This is a genomic window from Streptomyces sp. NPDC059853, from assembly GCF_042731495.1.
Classification (GTDB): Bacteria; Actinomycetota; Actinomycetes; order Streptomycetales; family Streptomycetaceae; genus Streptomyces.
This window is the reverse complement of sequence record NZ_JBHWJL010000112.1, coordinates 1-15,848: the sequence shown is the minus strand read 5'-3', so window position 1 is coordinate 15,848 and position 15,848 is coordinate 1. Positions and strand designations below refer to the sequence as shown.

Annotated in this window: 13 protein-coding genes and 1 pseudogene; 7 read left to right on the top strand and 7 right to left on the bottom strand. The window is 73.7% G+C overall.

Going from position 1 to position 15,848, the window contains the following annotated elements; translation table 11 throughout:
• Positions 1 to 830: MarP family serine protease (locus ACFV5N_RS14505; protein ID WP_385598792.1), on the top strand; the 830-nt coding region annotated here is incomplete at its 5' end.
• A 28-nt stretch (positions 831 to 858) separates the two neighbouring features.
• On the opposite strand, the gene ACFV5N_RS14500 is transcribed toward ACFV5N_RS14505, so the two are convergent.
• From ACFV5N_RS14500 to ACFV5N_RS14480, 5 genes are all read right to left on the bottom strand, one after another.
• Positions 859 to 1,050 carry a hypothetical protein gene (locus tag ACFV5N_RS14500; protein WP_385598789.1) on the bottom strand — a complete coding sequence of 64 codons (192 nt, stop codon included), beginning with the start codon at positions 1,048 to 1,050 and terminating at the stop codon, positions 859 to 861.
• An 89-nt stretch (positions 1,051 to 1,139) separates the two neighbouring features.
• Positions 1,140 to 2,078, bottom strand: a complete 939-nt coding sequence (locus ACFV5N_RS14495; RefSeq protein ID WP_385598786.1) for an alpha/beta fold hydrolase — start codon at positions 2,076 to 2,078, stop codon at positions 1,140 to 1,142.
• Positions 2,075 to 2,524, bottom strand: a complete 450-nt coding sequence (locus ACFV5N_RS14490) for a phage holin family protein (protein WP_385598783.1) — start codon at positions 2,522 to 2,524, stop codon at positions 2,075 to 2,077. The genes ACFV5N_RS14495 and ACFV5N_RS14490 overlap by 4 nt, the downstream gene beginning before the upstream one ends.
• 250 nt (positions 2,525 to 2,774) lie before the next feature.
• Positions 2,775 to 4,748, bottom strand: coding sequence for an acetate--CoA ligase (acs, locus tag ACFV5N_RS14485; RefSeq protein ID WP_385598781.1), 1,974 nt, complete (start codon positions 4,746 to 4,748; stop codon positions 2,775 to 2,777).
• 248 nt (positions 4,749 to 4,996) lie between these two features.
• Positions 4,997 to 7,336: a SulP family inorganic anion transporter gene (locus tag ACFV5N_RS14480; RefSeq protein ID WP_385598778.1), complete on the bottom strand. Its 2,340-nt coding sequence runs from the start codon at positions 7,334 to 7,336 to the stop codon at positions 4,997 to 4,999.
• 269 nt (positions 7,337 to 7,605) lie between these two features.
• On the opposite strand from ACFV5N_RS14480, the gene ACFV5N_RS14475 reads away from it, so the two are divergent.
• Complete coding sequence (locus ACFV5N_RS14475; protein ID WP_385598775.1) at positions 7,606 to 8,904, top strand: hypothetical protein; 1,299 nt, start codon at positions 7,606 to 7,608, stop codon at positions 8,902 to 8,904.
• Here the strand turns inward: ACFV5N_RS14475 and ACFV5N_RS14470 are convergent.
• A complete protein-coding gene (locus ACFV5N_RS14470; protein WP_385598772.1) occupies positions 8,889 to 9,878 on the bottom strand; it encodes an ATP-binding protein in 990 nt (329 codons plus the stop codon). The two genes, ACFV5N_RS14475 and ACFV5N_RS14470, sit on opposite strands and share 16 nt — an antisense overlap.
• Before the next feature lie 58 nt (positions 9,879 to 9,936).
• Between ACFV5N_RS14470 and ACFV5N_RS14465 the strand changes: the two genes are divergently transcribed.
• The gene (locus ACFV5N_RS14465) at positions 9,937 to 10,782 is read left to right on the top strand and encodes an oxidoreductase (protein ID WP_385598769.1); all 846 of its coding nucleotides are present in this window, start codon (positions 9,937 to 9,939) and stop codon (positions 10,780 to 10,782) included.
• Between the two features lie 348 nt (positions 10,783 to 11,130).
• Here ACFV5N_RS14465 and ACFV5N_RS14460 read toward each other — a convergent pair whose 3' ends face one another.
• Complete coding sequence (locus tag ACFV5N_RS14460; RefSeq protein WP_385598766.1) at positions 11,131 to 11,973, bottom strand: HAD family hydrolase; 843 nt, start codon at positions 11,971 to 11,973, stop codon at positions 11,131 to 11,133.
• Positions 11,974 to 12,388: 415 nt separating this feature from the next.
• Here ACFV5N_RS14460 and ssd point away from each other — a divergent pair, with 415 nt between their 5' ends.
• The 4 genes and pseudogenes from ssd to ACFV5N_RS14440 form a co-directional block, all read left to right on the top strand.
• Positions 12,389 to 13,456 (top strand): septum site-determining protein Ssd, encoded by a 1,068-nt coding sequence (ssd, locus tag ACFV5N_RS14455; RefSeq protein WP_385598763.1) that lies wholly within the window; start codon positions 12,389 to 12,391, stop codon positions 13,454 to 13,456.
• On the top strand, positions 13,453 to 14,622 hold the full coding sequence (locus ACFV5N_RS14450; RefSeq protein ID WP_385598760.1) for a TadA family conjugal transfer-associated ATPase: 1,170 nt from the start codon (positions 13,453 to 13,455) through the stop codon (positions 14,620 to 14,622). Before ssd ends, ACFV5N_RS14450 begins: the two co-directional genes overlap by 4 nt.
• Positions 14,623 to 14,677: 55 nt before the next feature.
• Complete coding sequence (locus ACFV5N_RS14445; RefSeq protein WP_385598757.1) at positions 14,678 to 15,556, top strand: type II secretion system F family protein; 879 nt, start codon at positions 14,678 to 14,680, stop codon at positions 15,554 to 15,556.
• A pseudogene (locus tag ACFV5N_RS14440) lies at positions 15,553 to 15,848 on the top strand (hypothetical protein); the annotation flags it as partial. The gene ACFV5N_RS14445 and the pseudogene ACFV5N_RS14440, both read left to right, overlap by 4 nt.

Genomic DNA, 15,848 nt, shown 5'->3' with positions numbered 1-15,848 from the left:
GGGCCGTCACCACCCTCCCCACGCTGGGCCGCGAGGTGCGCTCCTCCCGCGTCCTGCTGGGCGTCGAGCGGGTGATGCCGCTGGACGCCAGCGGCTGGATGAATGACTTTTCGGCCATTCTCGCCCAGCACGGCCTGCCGCAGGTCTTCTCGCCGTTCGCCACCGAGCCCATCACGGAGGTCGATCCGCCCGACCCGGCGCTGGCCGGCAGCCCGGTGATCGAGCGGGCCGCCGCCTCCATCGTCCGCGTCTCGGGCACCGCGCCCAGCTGCGGCAAGGTGCTGGAGGGCAGCGGCTTCGTCTTCGCCCAGGACAAGGTGATGACCAACGCCCACGTGGTGGGCGGCGTCGGCGAGCCCACCGTGCAGATCCGGGGCGAGGGCAGGCTGTACGACGGCCGCGTGGTGCTCTACGACTGGGAGAGCGACGTCGCCGTCCTGGACGTGCCGGGACTCGACGCGCCGGCGCTGGAGTTCAGCGACCGCGACGCGCTCACCGGTGACGACGCCATCGTGGCCGGGTTCCCGGAGAGCGGCCCGTTCGACGTGCGCCCGGCCCGGGTGCGCGAGCGCTTCACCGCCAACGGCCCGGACATCTACCGCCGGGGCACCGTCAACCGCGATGTCTACTCGCTGTACTCGACCGTCCGCCAGGGCAACTCCGGCGGCCCGCTGCTCACCCCGGAGGGCGAGGTGTACGGCCTGGTGTTCGCCAAGTCGCTGGATGACGACAGCACCGGCTACGCGCTCACCCTGGATGAGATCGAGGACGTCATCGAGCGCGGCAGCGGCGCGACGCAGCCCGTGGACACCCAGAACTGCGCCATGTGAGCGGGCCGGGGCCGGCGCCCCGGCCCGCTCAGCGGCGCGGGTGCCGCAGGCGCGCGCCGACCCAGCGGGCTCTGCGGCGCAGAATGTGCGGGAAACCGATGGGCGGATCCAGCACACCCCCGCCCGGAATCCGCCGCACGGCGCCGCCCGCCGCTCGGGCGGCGGCCTCTTTGCCGCTGCGATTGCGTGCCACGTCACGGGAGTCGTGCGTCCAGCCCATACCGGCTCCTCTGCCCGGGCCCCAAGGTCAGTAACCTCGTGAAGGGCGGGCATTTGGACTATGCGCCAGGCATGTGTGACAGGGTCGCGTCAGCGACGGTCGGGCTCGGGGTCCTTCAGCCAGTCGATGAGTTCGGTGCTGAACGCCACCGGGTCCTCCTCGTGCGGGAAGTGCCCCAGCCCGTCGAACAGCCGCCAGCGGTACGGCGCCTCCACGTACTCCCCGGACCCCGCGGAACTGCGGGTGCGCAGCACCGGGTCCAGCGAGCCGTGCAGATGCAGCGTGGGCACCTGCACCGGCCGCTTCATGCGCCGGTTGAACTGGATGCCGTCCGGACGGGCGATGGAGCGCACCATCCAGCGGTACGGCTCGATCGCGCAGTGCGCCGTGGACGGGATGGTCATCGCCCGCCGGTACACCTCGACCGTCTCCTCGTCCGGCTGGCGCGGCCCCGACCACTCGGTGAGCATCCGGGCGACCTCGGCCGCCTCGTCCGCGACCAGGGCGCGCTCCGGCAGCCACGGCCGCTGGAAGCTCCACACCGAACCGCTGGCCACCGTCTGCTTGGGGTCGCGCAGCAGCGCCGAGCGCCAGCTGCGCGGATGCGGCATCGAGGCGACCGCCAGCCGCCGTACCAGCTTCGGCCGCATCACGGCCGCCGTCCAGGCCAGATAGCCGCCCAGATCATGCCCGACCAGCGCGGCGTCCGGCTCGCCGAGCGAGCGGATCACGCCGGTGACGTCGAGGGCCAGATTGGCCGGGTCGTACCCGCGCGGGGTGCGGTCGGAGCCGCCGACACCGCGCAGATCCATCGCCACCGCCCGGTACCCGGCGTCGGCGAGCGCCGTGAGCTGATGCCGCCAGGTCCACCAGAACTGCGGAAAGCCGTGCAGCAGCAGGACCAGCGGCCCGTCCCCCTGCTCGGCGATGTGGAACCTGGCGCCGTTGGCGGCCACATGGCGATGCGTCCACGGCCCGTCCCGCAGGACGACCGCCGAGCGCGCCTCGGAGTGCCCGTCGGTGCTCATACGGGCGTGCCGGCCTTGCCGGCCTTGCCGTTGGCCTCGGCGCGCGGGTGCGGCCGTACCCCGGACAGCACGGACGCCGACTCCTTCGCGGACCGGATGGAGCGCTCGGGGGGCGAGATCCGCTTGAACTTGGCCACCGCGAACGCGGCGAAGATCCCGGCCAGGACCAGGAACACACCGGCGGTGACCAGGAACGCGATGGCGGGTGGCGCGCCCCACCAGGCGCGGATCCAGAAGGCCAGCGCGATGGCCAGCAGCGGCAGCGCCAGCAGGGCGAACACGGCGGCGACGGCACCGACCGCGCCCCCGAGTTTCGCGCGCTGGAGGTCCTGGCGGACCTCGGCCTTGGCCAGCGCGATCTCGTCATGGACCAGCTCATGCAGATCGGCGGCGGCCGAGGCGACCAGCTCTCCCAGGCTGCGGCCCTCGTCGGCTGCGTCGCTCATCGCGTTCCCCTCTTCCCGCTCCACCAGGAGGCGTGTGCCGTTGCTGCGTGTGACGATGACAGTAGTGGGCGTGGTGCCCCGGCGCCGCCCGAGCGGCCGTTTGACGCCCTGCCATAGCCCTGGGGAGTGATCACGGCCGTCCCGCCCCCACTCGTTCGGCCCCCCTGCATGGTATGCGCCGGGGGCGGCGGACGTGCGCGAGGGCGCCCGGCGGGTCGCCGGACGCCCTCGGGAAGGGACGCAGCGGGGGCTACTCCTCGCGGGAGGCGCCCGGGAGCTTGGCCTGGATCAGCTCCATCACCGTGGCGTCGGTCAGCGTGGTCATGTCGCCCAGCTCACGGTCCTCGGCGACATCGCGCAGCAGCCGGCGCATGATCTTCCCCGACCGGGTCTTGGGCAGCTCCTCCACCGGCAGGATGCGCTGCGGCTTGGCGATCGGGCCCAGCACCTTGGCGACGTGCCCGCGCAACTCCTCGACCAGCGCGCCGTCCTCGCCACCGGCGTCCGCGCCGCCGCGCAGGATGACGAACGCGCAGATGGCCTGCGTCGTCTGCGGGTCGGTGGCGCCGACCACGGCGGCCTCGGCGACCCGGGGGTGCGAGACCAGCGCGGACTCGACCTCGGTGGTGGAGATGTTGTGGCCGGAGACCAGCATCACGTCGTCGACCCGGCCCAGCAGCCAGATGTCGCCGTCGTCGTCCTTCTTGGCCCCGTCCCCGGCGAAGTACCGGCCGGGGAACCGGGACCAGTACGTGTCCCGATAGCGCTGGTCGTCGCCCCAGATGGTGCGCAGCATGGACGGCCACGGCTCGGTGAGGGCGAGATAGCCGCCGGAGCCGTTGGGCACCTCGTTGCCCTCGTCGTCCAGCACGGTCGCGCTGATGCCGGGCAGCGGCACCTGCGCGGAGCCGGGCTTGGCGAGCGTGACCCCGGGCAGCGGGCTGATCATGATGCCGCCGGTCTCGGTCTGCCACCAGGTGTCCACCACCGGGGTGCGGTCGGCGCCGATGTGCTTGCGGTACCAGATCCACGCCTCGGGGTTGATCGGCTCGCCGACCGAGCCGAGGATGCGCAGGCTGCTCAGGTCGAACTGCGCCGGGATGTCGTCGCCCCACTTCATGCAGGCGCGGATCGCGGTGGGCGCGGTGTAGAGGATGGTGACGCCGTACTTCTGCACGATCTCCCACCACCGGCCGTTGTGCGGGGTGTTGGGGGTGCCCTCGTACAGCACTTCGGTGGCGCCGTTGGCGAGCGGCCCGTAGACGATGTACGAGTGGCCGGTCACCCAGCCGACGTCGGCGGTGCACCAGTAGACGTCGGTCTCCGGCTTGAGGTCGAAGACGGCGTGGTGGGTGTAGGCGACCTGCGTGAGGTAGCCACCGGTGGTGTGCAGGATGCCCTTGGGCTTCCCGGTGGTGCCGGAGGTGTAGAGGATGAACAGCGGATGCTCGGCGTCGAACGCCTGCGGGGTGTGCTCGGCGGGCTGGCGCTCCGTCACCTCGTGCCACCACAGGTCGCGGCCGTCCTGCCAGGGGATGTCCTGGCCGGTGCGGCGGACCACCAGTACGTTGCGGACCCGGCCGGCGACGCCGGGCCGGGTGAGGGCCTCGTCCACGGCGGGCTTGAGCGCGGAGGGCGCGCCCCGGCGGTACCCGCCGTCGGAGGTGATGACGACCTTGGCGTCGGCGTCCTCGATGCGGGTGGCCAGCGCGTCGGCGGAGAACGCCCCGAACACCACGGAGTGCGGGGCACCGATCCGGGCGCAGGCCAGCATCGCGACCACGGTCTCGGGGATCATCGGCATGTAGATGGCGACCCGGTCGCCGGCCTCGACGCCCAGTTCGGTGAGCGCGTGCGCGGCCTGGGATACCTCGCGCAGCAACTCGGCGTAGGTGAGGGACCGGGAGTCGCCGGGCTCGCCCTCGAAGTGGATGGCGACCCGGTCGCCGTGGCCGGCCTCGACGTGCCGGTCCACGCAGTTGTACGCGACGTTGATGCGGCCGTCCGCGAACCACTTGGCGAACGGCGGGTCGGACCAGTCGAGCACCTCGGTGGGCTCGGTCTCCCAGCTCAGCCGCCGGGCCTGCTCGGCCCAGAACCCCAGCCGGTCCTCGGCGGCGGCGGCGTACGCGTCGGCGGTGACATTGGCGTCGGCGACGACCTCGGCGGGGGGAGCGAACCTCCGCTCCTCCGTCATGAGATTGGCCAGGCTCTCGTTACCCACAGTCCAGCTCCCTTGCGGCGTGGTCCCACTGCTGTGTCCCAGAGCACACCCCATCAGCACCACGTCCCTTTGACAAGGGAATGCCCCCCGGGTGCGGCGAACGGTCCCCACCGGGCGCCGAACGGTCCCGCCCCGAGCACCGCCGCCCCGCCCGCGTCGTTCCGCCGCCGCTCCCCGGCCGCCGCCCATCCGCTGCCGGTCCGCCGCCGGCCGGAGGAGACCGGCCGGCGGCGGAGGGAGGACGGCCGCTACCCGGTCAGCACATCGGGCCGCACCGGCGAGAACACCGCCGGATGGCCCGCGAGGCCGGTGCCCTCGTGGTTCAGCACATAGGCCTGGGCCTCCCCGACATGGAAGTACATGCCGCGCACGGCGAGTGTCCCCTCGGCCAGCCGCTGGGCCACACACGGGTGCCGCGCCAGATGGTCGAGCTGCTGCACCACATTGGCCAGGCACAGCGTTTCCAGCTCGTCGGCGGTCGGCCGGCCGTCCAGTATCGGCCTGGCCGCCTCCGGCTCGGTCAGCCGTGCCACGCTCGGCCTGCCGTGCCGCAGCCACCGGCTGAGCGCGTGCGCCCCGGGCACCGGGTGCCCGCCGTCGGCCGTGGCCTGCAACGCCTGCATGGCCCCGCAGCCCGAGTGCCCGCACACGGTGATGGTCGGCACCCGCAGCACCGTCACCGCGTACTCGATGGCGGCCGCCACCGACGGGTCCGCGCTGTCCTCGCCGGGCGGCGGCACCAGGTTGCCCACATTGCGCACCGTGAACAGGTCCCCGGGGCCGCTGGACGTGATCATCGAGGTGACCAGCCGTGAGTCGGCACAGGTGACGAACAGCTGCCCGGGCTGCTGCCCCTCGGCGGCGAGCCGGGCCAGCTCCTGACGGACCAGCGGCGCGGTGTGCCGCTGGAAGGTGCGCACCCCGCCCATCAGCCGGTCGTCCTCGCGCCGGCCGCCCGGCTTGTGCGCCGTACCCGCGTTGTCCGGGGCGGCGGTGCACTGGTGGTTGCGCCAGGGGGTCCACGGCCGGCAGCGGTGCGCCGCCGCCGGCTCGGCCACCACCTGGCCGGAGCGCCCGGTGATCTCCGCTTCGGCGCCGTGGGCGATGTGCGCGGTACGCCAGTCGTGCAGCGTCTCGTAGGCGGCGTGGTCCATGAAGGAGCCGTCCAGTTCGACGGCGGCGGGCGCGTCCTCGGGGATCTGGGCCAGCGTCCGGCTGAGCCTGGGCACCGCGAGGAACGTCAACTGCCCGCGCACCCGCACCCGGTGGCTGCCGTCCGGCTGCCGCTCGTGGCTGATCCGGGTCTGGGTGAGCCGGTGCAGCGCGATCGCCACCGCCATCGCGATGCCGATCGCCACCCCCTCCAGCACACCCAGCGCGGCGACGCCGAGGGCGGTGGCCGCGTACACCACCACCTCGCGGTGCCGGGTGACGGTGCGGATGTGGGTGATGCTCACCATCTGGATGCCGACCACCATCACCAGCGCGGCGAGCGTGGCCAGCGGGATCTCCTCCAGCAGCGCGACCAGCAGCCCGGCCGACAGCAGCACCCAGCAGCCGTGCAGTATCGACGACCAGCGGGTGACCGCCCCGGCGGCCACATTGGCGGCGCTGCGCACCGCGACACCCGTCACCGGCAGTCCGCCCAGGGATCCGGAGATCAGATTCGCCGCGCCCTGTCCGCGCAGCTCCCGGTCCAGATCGGCCTTCGGCACCCGGGGGCCGCCCTGCCGCTGCCGCGCGGCGGCCAGCTTGTCCACCGCGACGGCCGACAGCAGGGATTCGACGCTCGCCACCAGCGTGATGGTGAGCACCGCGGCGATCAGCCCGAGCACCGGGCCGTCGGGCATCTGCGGCAGCGCGTGGCTGCTCCAGGACGGCAGGTCGACCCGCTCCACCGAGGCGGAGGTCAGCCAGGTCAGCACCGTGGCCAGGGAGACGGCGGCGAGCGCGGCCGGGAACACTCTGCGGACGGTGGCGCCGCGGTGGCCGGGCAGCCTCGGCCACAGCAGCAGTACGGCGACGGTGAGGCCGCCGATCAGCAGGGACGCGGTGTGCGGCTGGGCCAGCTGGCCGGGCAGCTGGGCGAGATTGGCCAGGGCCTCGCTCTCGGGGCTGCCGCCCAGCACGATGTGCAGCTGGGCGAGCGCGATGGTGATGCCGATGCCGGCGAGCATGCCGTGCACGATGGCGGGGCTCACCACGAGGGCCGCTCTGGCCACGCGCAGGGCGGACAGGCCGAGTTGGGCGAGACCGGCCAGCGCGGTGATGGCGCAGGTGACGCGCCATCCGTACTGGATGATCAGCTCGGCGGTGACGACGGTGAGACCGGCCGCGGGGCCGCTCACCTGGAGCGGGGCTCCGCCGAGCAGGCCGACGACGATCCCGCCGACGGCCGCTGCCACCAGCCCCGCCTGGAGCGGGGCGCCGGTGGCCAGCGCGATGCCCAGGGAGAGCGGCAGGGCGATCAGGAAGACCGAGATCGAGGCCGGCAGGTCGGCGCGCAGCACGGGGCCGCGGCCGCTGCCGGCGGGGGCGGAGGGGGGCGATGAGGTCGAAGGGGTGGGCGCGGGGGCGCAGGCGGACATGTTCCGTCTCCGTCCAGGTCCAGTTCGAGATCCGGGGAGCAGCCACTTTCCGTGACGTTATGACTACTCCCAAGCATTGGTAAATGAAGAGTAATCCCGCGTAAAGCCCGTTACTAGAGCAGATGCCCGAATGGCGGACGACTTCCGCCTTTCGAGTGAAGGAAGATGAAAAGCCGCTTGTCGTACAAACATCTCATCTGATTTATGGAGATGTTGGGGTGCGGTCGGACCACCCCGGCCACCAGGCACCCAGTACGGCGGGAGGACCGATGGCGGTCACACGCGGCACACGTACCACCCCACTCAGGACAAGGAGGTCCCGGCGGATCACCGGCACCGCGCTGCTCACCGCCCTCGCCCTGGGCCTGACCGGCTGCGGCAGCGGCGACGGCGGCCAGGACACCGGGGGCGAGGCGGAGGAGGAGGGCGCCGCCGCCCGCGACGCCCCCGCCAAGGCGGCGCCCCGGCTGATCGGCGACGGCTCCACCGCGTTCACCGGGGAGCAGCCCAACCAGCCCGAGGTGAGCCGGCTCGCCCCCGGCGAGACACCGCCGCAGTTCGTCGTCTTCTCCTGGGACGGCGCCGGGGAGGACGGCAACAAGCTCTTCTCCCGGTTCCGCGAGATCGGCCGCGAGTACGACGCGCACATGACGTACTTCCTCTCCGGCGTCTATCTGCTGCCCGAGTCCGAGCGCATGGCCTACCAGCCGCCCGGCCACGCCCCCGGCGCCTCCGACATCGGCTACCTCAAGGACGAGAACATCGCCGCCACCCTCGAACAGGTACGCGGCGCCTGGCTGGACGGCAGCGAGATCGGCACCCACTTCAACGGCCACTTCTGCGGCCCCTCCGGCGTCGACAGCTGGTCCGCGCAGGACTGGATCAGCGAGACCGAGCAGGCCAAGTGGATGGTGCAGAACTGGAAGACCACCACCGGCTGGACCGATGCCGAACCGCTGCCCTTCGACTACGACGAGGAACTCGTCGGCGGACGCACCCCCTGCCTCGAAGGCCGCGACGCGCTCCTGGAGGCCGCGGGCGAACTCGGCTTCCGCTACGACTCCAGCGGCAACGGCAAGCAGGTGTGGCCCCAGCAGATCAACGGCATCTGGGACGTCCCCCTCCAGGCCGTCCCCATGCCGGGCCGTTCCTTCGAGACCCTGTCCATGGACTACAACTTCATGGTCAACCAGTCGGGACCGACCAGCGGCGACCCGGCCATGCACACCACCTGGGGCAACCAGATGCGCGACGGGCTCCTCGCCGCCTTCGACCGCGCGTACAACGGCAACCGTGCCCCGCTGATCATCGGCAACCACTTCAACAGCTGGAACGGCGGCGTCTACATGGACGCCGTCGAGGAGGTCATCAAGGAAGTGTGTCCGAAGGAGGACGTCCACTGCGTCTCCTTCCGCCAGCTCGTCGACTGGCTCGACGCCCAGGACCCGGCGGTCCTCGACGCACTGCGCACGCTGGACGTCGGTGAGCGGCCGGCCGGCGGATGGGAGACCTTCCCGGCAGCCCCCGCCGACCCGGCCACCGAACCGGACACTCAGCCGACCGCCTGAGCCACCGGCTCCTCACCCAGCACGAAACCGGGGTCGACCTGCGCCGCCAGGTCGGCCCCGGTCCGCTCGTTGCCCCAGCTCGCCGCGTTCTTCAGATGGAAGTGCACCATCTGCTGTGTGTACCGGCCCCAGTCGCGCCGCTCGTACGCCGCGTCGGCCTCCCGGTACAGCACCGACAGCGCCGCCCCGACTCCCGCCTCCAGCTCCGCGAACGGCCGCCCCGCACCGCGCTCCAGCGCCCGTACCCAGCCGGAGTGGCCCACCGTCACCAGCAGGTCGTCCCCGACCTGTTCCCGCAGGAACTCCTCGTCGTCCGGGCCCTGCACCTTGTTGCCGACGACGCGCAGCGCCACGTCGAAGTCCCGCGCGTACTCCCGGTACTGGCGGTACACCGACACGCCCTTGCGGGTCGGCTCCACCACCAGGAACGTCAGGTCGAAGCGGGTGAACAGCCCGGAGGCGAACGAGTCGCTGCCCGCCGTCATGTCCACCACCACGTACGCGTCGCGCCCGTCCACCAGGTGGTTCAGGCACAGCTCCACCGCGCCCGTCTTGGAGTGGTAGCAGGCCACCCCCAGGTCGTCCTCCGTGAAGGCACCCGTCGCCAGCAGCCGCGCCGAGCGGCCCTCGCCGAGATCGACGTCGCGGGCGCAGGCCGCGAAGACCGGATTGTCCTCGTCGAGCCGCAGCAGCCGCGAACCCGCGCCCGGCGGGGTCGTCTTGATCATCGTCTCCGCCGACAGGATCCGCGGATTGTCGCCGCGCAGATACTCCTTGATCAGCGGCAGCCGTCCGCCCAGCGGCGGTACCGCCGCCGCCTCCTCGTCCGACAGGCCGAGCGCCGGGCCCAGATGCTGATTGATGTCGGCGTCCACCGCCGTGACCGGCACCCCCCGGTGCGCCAGATGCCGGATGAACAGCGAGGACAGCGTGGTCTTGCCACTGCCGCCCTTGCCCACGAAAGCGATCTTCATGTTCATTAGCGTAGTGGTCCCGAGCCCCCGCACCGGCCAGCCTCTAAGCTTCGGCACCATGCACGCCAACGCCCCCGCCGACCCCCTCGGCCCCCTGGCCGCACTGCCCGGCGTCGCCGACACCGTCGACTCCGTACGCACCGCCGTCGACCGGCTGTACGGCCACCGGGTGATGCGCCGCCGCGCCGCCGAGGTCGCCTCCGAGGCCGCGCTGCGCGGAGCCCGCGGCTCGGCCGCCCTCTCCGGCGCCGACTGGGCCCTGGAAGAGGTGCGCCGGCGCACGGACTTCGGCGACGACGCCCAGGCCCGTACGGTCGGCGCGGCGCTGCGGGTCACCGCCGAGGCGGGCGAGGCGCTCGACGTCTGGCGCGGCACACCACTGCGGGTCCTGGCCCGCCTGCACCTGCTGGCCGCCGGCGGCCCCGCGCCGCGGACCGGACCGGACACGGTCGGCCGCCCCCGGCTGGCCGGCGAACCCGTCACCGAACCCCTGCTGACGGACGATCACCCACCGCTGCCCGGCCCCGACGCCGTGGCCGCCCGCCTCGACGCCCTCAACCGGCTGCTGGTGCACGGCTCCTCGGCCCCCGCCCTGGTGACCGCCGCCGTCGTGCACGGCGAACTCCTCACCCTGCGCCCGTTCACCTCCCACAACGGCCTGGTCGCCCGCGCCGCCCAGCGCATCGTGCTGCTCGGCTCCGGCCTCGACCCCAAGGGCGTCGCCCCCGCCGAGGCCGGGCACGCGGAGACCGGAACGGAGGCGTACACGCGGGCCCTCGCCGGCTACGCCTCGGGCACGGCGGCGGGCATGGCGGAATGGATCGCGCACTGCGGGCGCGCCGTGGAGCTGGGGGTACGCGAATCGGTGGCCGTGTGCGAAGCACTGCAGCGCGGAGCCGCCTGACGCGGCCCACTCCGCGGAAGGCGGCGGCGCCGCTGTAACGCCGCGCCGCCGAGCGGTACGAAGCACCGGGTGAACAGTGCGTGCGCCTCATGTGGCCGATCAGGTGCGGGGACGCGCCCCGTTCCCCGGTCGGCCGGCCCGGTTGGCGGGTCGGCTACGCGTGGGTGCCCGGTCTTCCCACCGCCGGTCCGTGGGCCTTCACCGGCCGCATCCTCCCGGATGCCGCCCGGCCACACGGGCCTTCACTTCCTTTGTACTCCGTCCGGGGGCGAAGAGAAACCCGAACCGGCCCGGGCCCGGCAATTTTTACTTCCCCCGCGAAGTGGGACGTACCGCCCCGGCCTCGCCTCAGGCCGCCCGGGCCGCCCGCGCGGACCTGCGCCGCCCCACGTACCAGACCACACCGGCCGTCGTCGCCGCCGCCACCACCGCCGCCCCGGCCGCCAGCGCCGGACGGGTCGGCATGGACAGCGACGGCAGCCGCTGCCGCAGCGGCACCGGGCGCTCGAAGGCCAGCACCGGCCACTGCCGCGCCGCCGCCTCCTTGCGCAGTGCCCGGTCCGGGTTCACCGCGTGCGGATGGCCGACCGACTCCAGCATCGGGAGGTCGGTGACCGAGTCGCTGTAGGCGTAACAGCGCTCCAGGTCGTACCCCTCCGACTCCGCCAGCTCCCGGATGGCCTCCGCCTTGGTCGGGCCGTAGGCGTAGTAGTCGACCTCGCCCGTGTAACGGCCGTCCTCGATCACCATCCGGGTGGCCACCACCCGGTCGGCGCCCAGCAGCCGCCCGATCGGCTCGACGACTTCCGCGCCCGACGTGCTCACGATCACCACGTCCCGGCCGGCGGCGTGGTGCCTCTCGATCAGCGAGGCCGCCTCGTCGTAGATGATCGGATCGATCACCTGGTGCAGCGTCTCGGCGACGATCTCCTTCACTTGCGCTACGTTCCACCCACGGCACAGGGCCGACAGGTACTCCCGCATCCGCTCGGTCTGCTCATGGTCCGCGCCGCCCAGCAGATAGAGGAACTGGGCGTAGGCGGTGCGCAGCACGGCCCGGCGGTTGATGAGCCCACCCTGGTAGAAGGACCGGCTGAAGGTGACCGTGCTCGACTTGGCGATGACCGTCTTGTCCAGGTCGAAGAAGGCGGCCGTGCGCGGCTGGGAGAGGTTTTCCACCTGCCCGAGCATAAAGGGCCGCCATTCGGCGTACGCTGGGGCGCGTGGGTTTGCCTGAGAAGCCTCTCGGGTACACCATGGAAGTCACGGATCGTTCGCGACCGTGCTAACCCGGTCCGGCTCCTCCCCCCCGAGTCGGCCGTGGAAGACGACCCCCGCTCTCCCCCCCGGCGGGGGTCGTCGCATGTCCGGGCCCGGTTGCGGCCCGTGGAGCGCCGCTCGGCCGGGGCGGCAATTCGACACCCCCTTAACCCTAGGTAATCGCTGCGGCGGCAGGGAACCCTTTGCGGCCCCGTTCACCGAATGGGGTGACGGAGTTATCCACAAGGCCGGGGTTATCCACAGAATCTGAGCGAGATCCCCGTAATCCCGTGAGATCGGTCACCGTGTTTCCCGTCGCTGTCGCATAGCCGGAGGGGACGGACTCATGACCGCCTCGATTCTGATCGTCACCGAGGACGAGACCACGCTGGAGGACCTGCTGCGCCTGTGCGCGGCGGCCGGCACCGCGGCCGAGGTCGTGCACGGGACGCCCACCGCGGAACAGTGGGCGGGTGCCCCGCTCGTGCTGGTCGGGGACGACCGGGCGCTCGCCCGGCAGGGGCGCTGGCCCGGGCGCCGGCCCGGTGTGCTGCTCATCGCCCGGGACCTGGACGACCACACCGTGTGGGCGCGCGGCGTGGCTCTCGGCGCGGAGGAAGTCGTCCATCTCCCCGATGCCGAGCCGTGGCTGGCCGACCGCATCGCCGACGCCGGTGAGCCGCCCGGACGTCCGGCGCTCACCATCGGGGTGCTCGGCGGGCGCGGCGGCGTCGGCACCTCCGCACTGGCCGGCGCGCTCGCCGTCACCGCCGCCCGGCAGGGCCACCGCACCGTCCTCGTCGACGGCGATCCGCTCGGTGGCGGCCTCGACGTCCTGCTCGGCGGCGAGCGGATCGCCGGCTCGCGCTGGCCCGCGTTCGTCACCGCCCAGGGGCGGCTGTCCGGGGCCGCTTTGGAGGAATCCCTGCCCCGGGTGCACGGAGTGAGCCTCCTCAGCTGGGACCGGGGCAGTGTGCTGCGGCTGACCGGCCAGGCGATGCGCTCGGTCCTGACGGCGGCCCAGCGGGGCGGCGGCCTGGTGGTCATCGACCTGCCGCGCACCGTGGACGAGGCGTGCGCCGAGGCCCTGGCCCACCTGGACCTGGGGCTGCTGCTGGTCCCCGGCGAACTGCGCGCCGTCGCCGCCGCCCGCCGGGTGGCCGGCACCGCGGGCGCGCTGGTACGCGACCTCCGGGTCGTCGCGCGCGGCCCCGGGCTGCCCGGCGGGCTGGCCGGGCCCGAGCTGGGGCAGGTGCTCGGACTGCCGCTCGCGGGCGAACTGCCCGACGAACCCGGCCTGTCCAAAACCGTCGAGGAAGGCCGGCCACCGGGCGGCAACCCGTCCGGAGTCCTCGCCCACTTCTGCGCCGGCCTCCTCGGCCACGCCCTGCCGACGCTGCGAGCGGCGGCATGAACGCGGCGACGGGACTGCTGGAGACGGTCCGGCTGCGCCTGGCCGAGACCGGCGCGGAGCCCACCCCCGGCAACGTGACCGCGGCCCTCGGCGACCGGGGGCGGCTGCTGGGCGACACGGCGGTGCGCGAGGTCGTCCGCACACTCCGCTCCGAACTCGACGGCGCCGGGCCCCTGCAACCCCTGCTCGCCGAGCCCGAGGTCACCGACGTGCTCGTCAACGGCCCCGCCGAGGTGTGGATCGACCGGGGCCGCGGCCTCGAACGCGCCCCGGTGCGCTTCCCCGACGCGGCGGCCGTCCGCCGGCTCGCCCAGCGGCTGGCGGCCACCGCCGGGCGCCGGCTGGACGACGCCAGCCCCTGGACCGACGCACGCCTCCCGGACGGCACCCGGATGCATGCCGTGCTGCCCCCCGTGGCCGCGGGCGGCAGCACCGTGCTCTCGCTGCGGGTCGTCCGGCCCCGGGCCTTCGCCCTCGCCGACCTGCTGGCGGCCGGGACCGTACCGCCCGGCGGCGACCGGCTGCTGCGGGCCGTGCTCGCCGCCCGGCTGTCCTTCCTGGTCACCGGCGGCACCGGCTCGGGCAAGAGCACCCTGCTCGCCACCCTGCTGGGCCTCGCCGACCCGGACGAACGTCTCGTCCTCGTCGAGGACTCCGCCGAACTCCGCCCCGACCACCCGCACGTGGTCCGGCTGGAGACCCGCCCCGCCAACCAGGAGGGTGCCGGCCGGGTCGGCCTGCGCGAGCTGGTGCCGCAGGCACTGCGCATGCGGCCGGACCGGCTGGTCGTCGGCGAGGTGCGCGGGCCGGAGGTCCTGGAACTGCTGTACGCGCTGAATACCGGTCACGAAGGCTGCTGCGGCACGCTCCACGCGAACGCCGCCGCCGATGTCCCGGCCCGCCTGGAGGCGCTGGCCAGCGGGGCCGGGCTGCCCAGAGCCGCCCTGCACAGCCAACTGGCCTCGGCGCTCTCCCTGATCGTGCACGTCGTCCGGGACCGCGCCACGGGGCGCCGCCGGATCGCGGAGATCCACACCCTGGACCGTACCGGGACCGGCCTGGTCACCACGACACCCGCCGTGCACTGGACGCCGGAGGGCTTCGCGCCCGACCGGGGCCACGAGCGGCTGCGGGACCTGTGCGCGCGGGGCGGTGCGGCGCTGTGAGGCGGCCACGGCACATTGGGGCGCCCGGCGCGGAACGGGCGACGGGAGCGCGGACATGAACGGGCCGACGACGACCCTGGTGCCGTTCGCGGGCGCGCTGTGCGCGGGTGGCGCCGCCTGGCTGCTGGCCACCCCCGGGGCGGCGGCGCGACGGCGGACCCTGCGGGTGCTGGCCGACGACCGGCCACCGGAGCCCCGTCCCGGGCCGCGGGCGCGGCTGCGGGCGCGTGTGCGGGCTCCGGCCGAGGGCACGGCCCGGGTGGTGCTGTGGTGTCTGGCGGTGGGCGGCCTGGTCGCCCTGTGGGGCCGCTCCCCGCTGCCACTGGTCGCGGCGTGCCTCGCCGCACCGCTGGTGGTACGCGGCCACCGACGGCGGCGCGAGCGACAGCGGGCCGACGAACGGCGCGAAGCGGTGATCGGGATGTGCCGGGCGGTGGCGGCCGAGGTCCGGGCGGGCCGTCAGCCCTGGCAGGCGCTCGCGGCCACCGGCACCGGTTCCCTCGGCGCGGCGGGCACGGCGGTGCTGGCCGCCGCACGGTACGGGGGCGATGTGCCGGGTGCCCTGACCGGCGCCGCGGAGCGGCCCGGGGCGGACGGGCTGCGCGCCGTGGCCGCCTGCTGGCGGGTCGCGGTGGACAGCGGGGCCTCCCTGGCCACCGGGCTGGAGAAGGTCGCGGAGGCGCTGAGAGCCGAGCAGGACCAGCAGGAGGAGGTACGGGCCCAACTGGCCGGGCCCCGGGCCACGGCTGTCCTGTTGGCGGCCCTGCCGCTGTTCGGACTGCTGCTGGGCGCGGCGATGGGCGCCCGGCCCCTGGAGGTGCTGCTCCACTCCCCGCCCGGGCTCGTCTGTCTGCTGCTCGGCCTGCTGCTGGAGTGCGCGGGCCTGGCCTGGGTCACGGCCATCACCCGGTCGGCGGAGAGGACGGCGCCATGATGACGCACGCCCCGGGGGTGCTGCTCCCACTGCTGACCCTGTCGGCGGCTGTCGCCGGGCCGCTGCTGCTGCTCCACCGCTTCACCCGGCGCCGGACCACCGCTGCCCGGCTGACCGCCCTCACCTGCGGTAGCACCGGGCCACCGGGCCCGGGCGTGGCAGCGGAGACCGTGGGGTGGTGGCGGCGACTGCCGGCGCGGCTCCGCTCGGCGGGCCGGGACCGGCCCGGCCGGGAGGACCCGCAGCTGCCGCTGATCGCCGAGCTGCTGGCCGCCTGTCTGGCGGCCGGGGC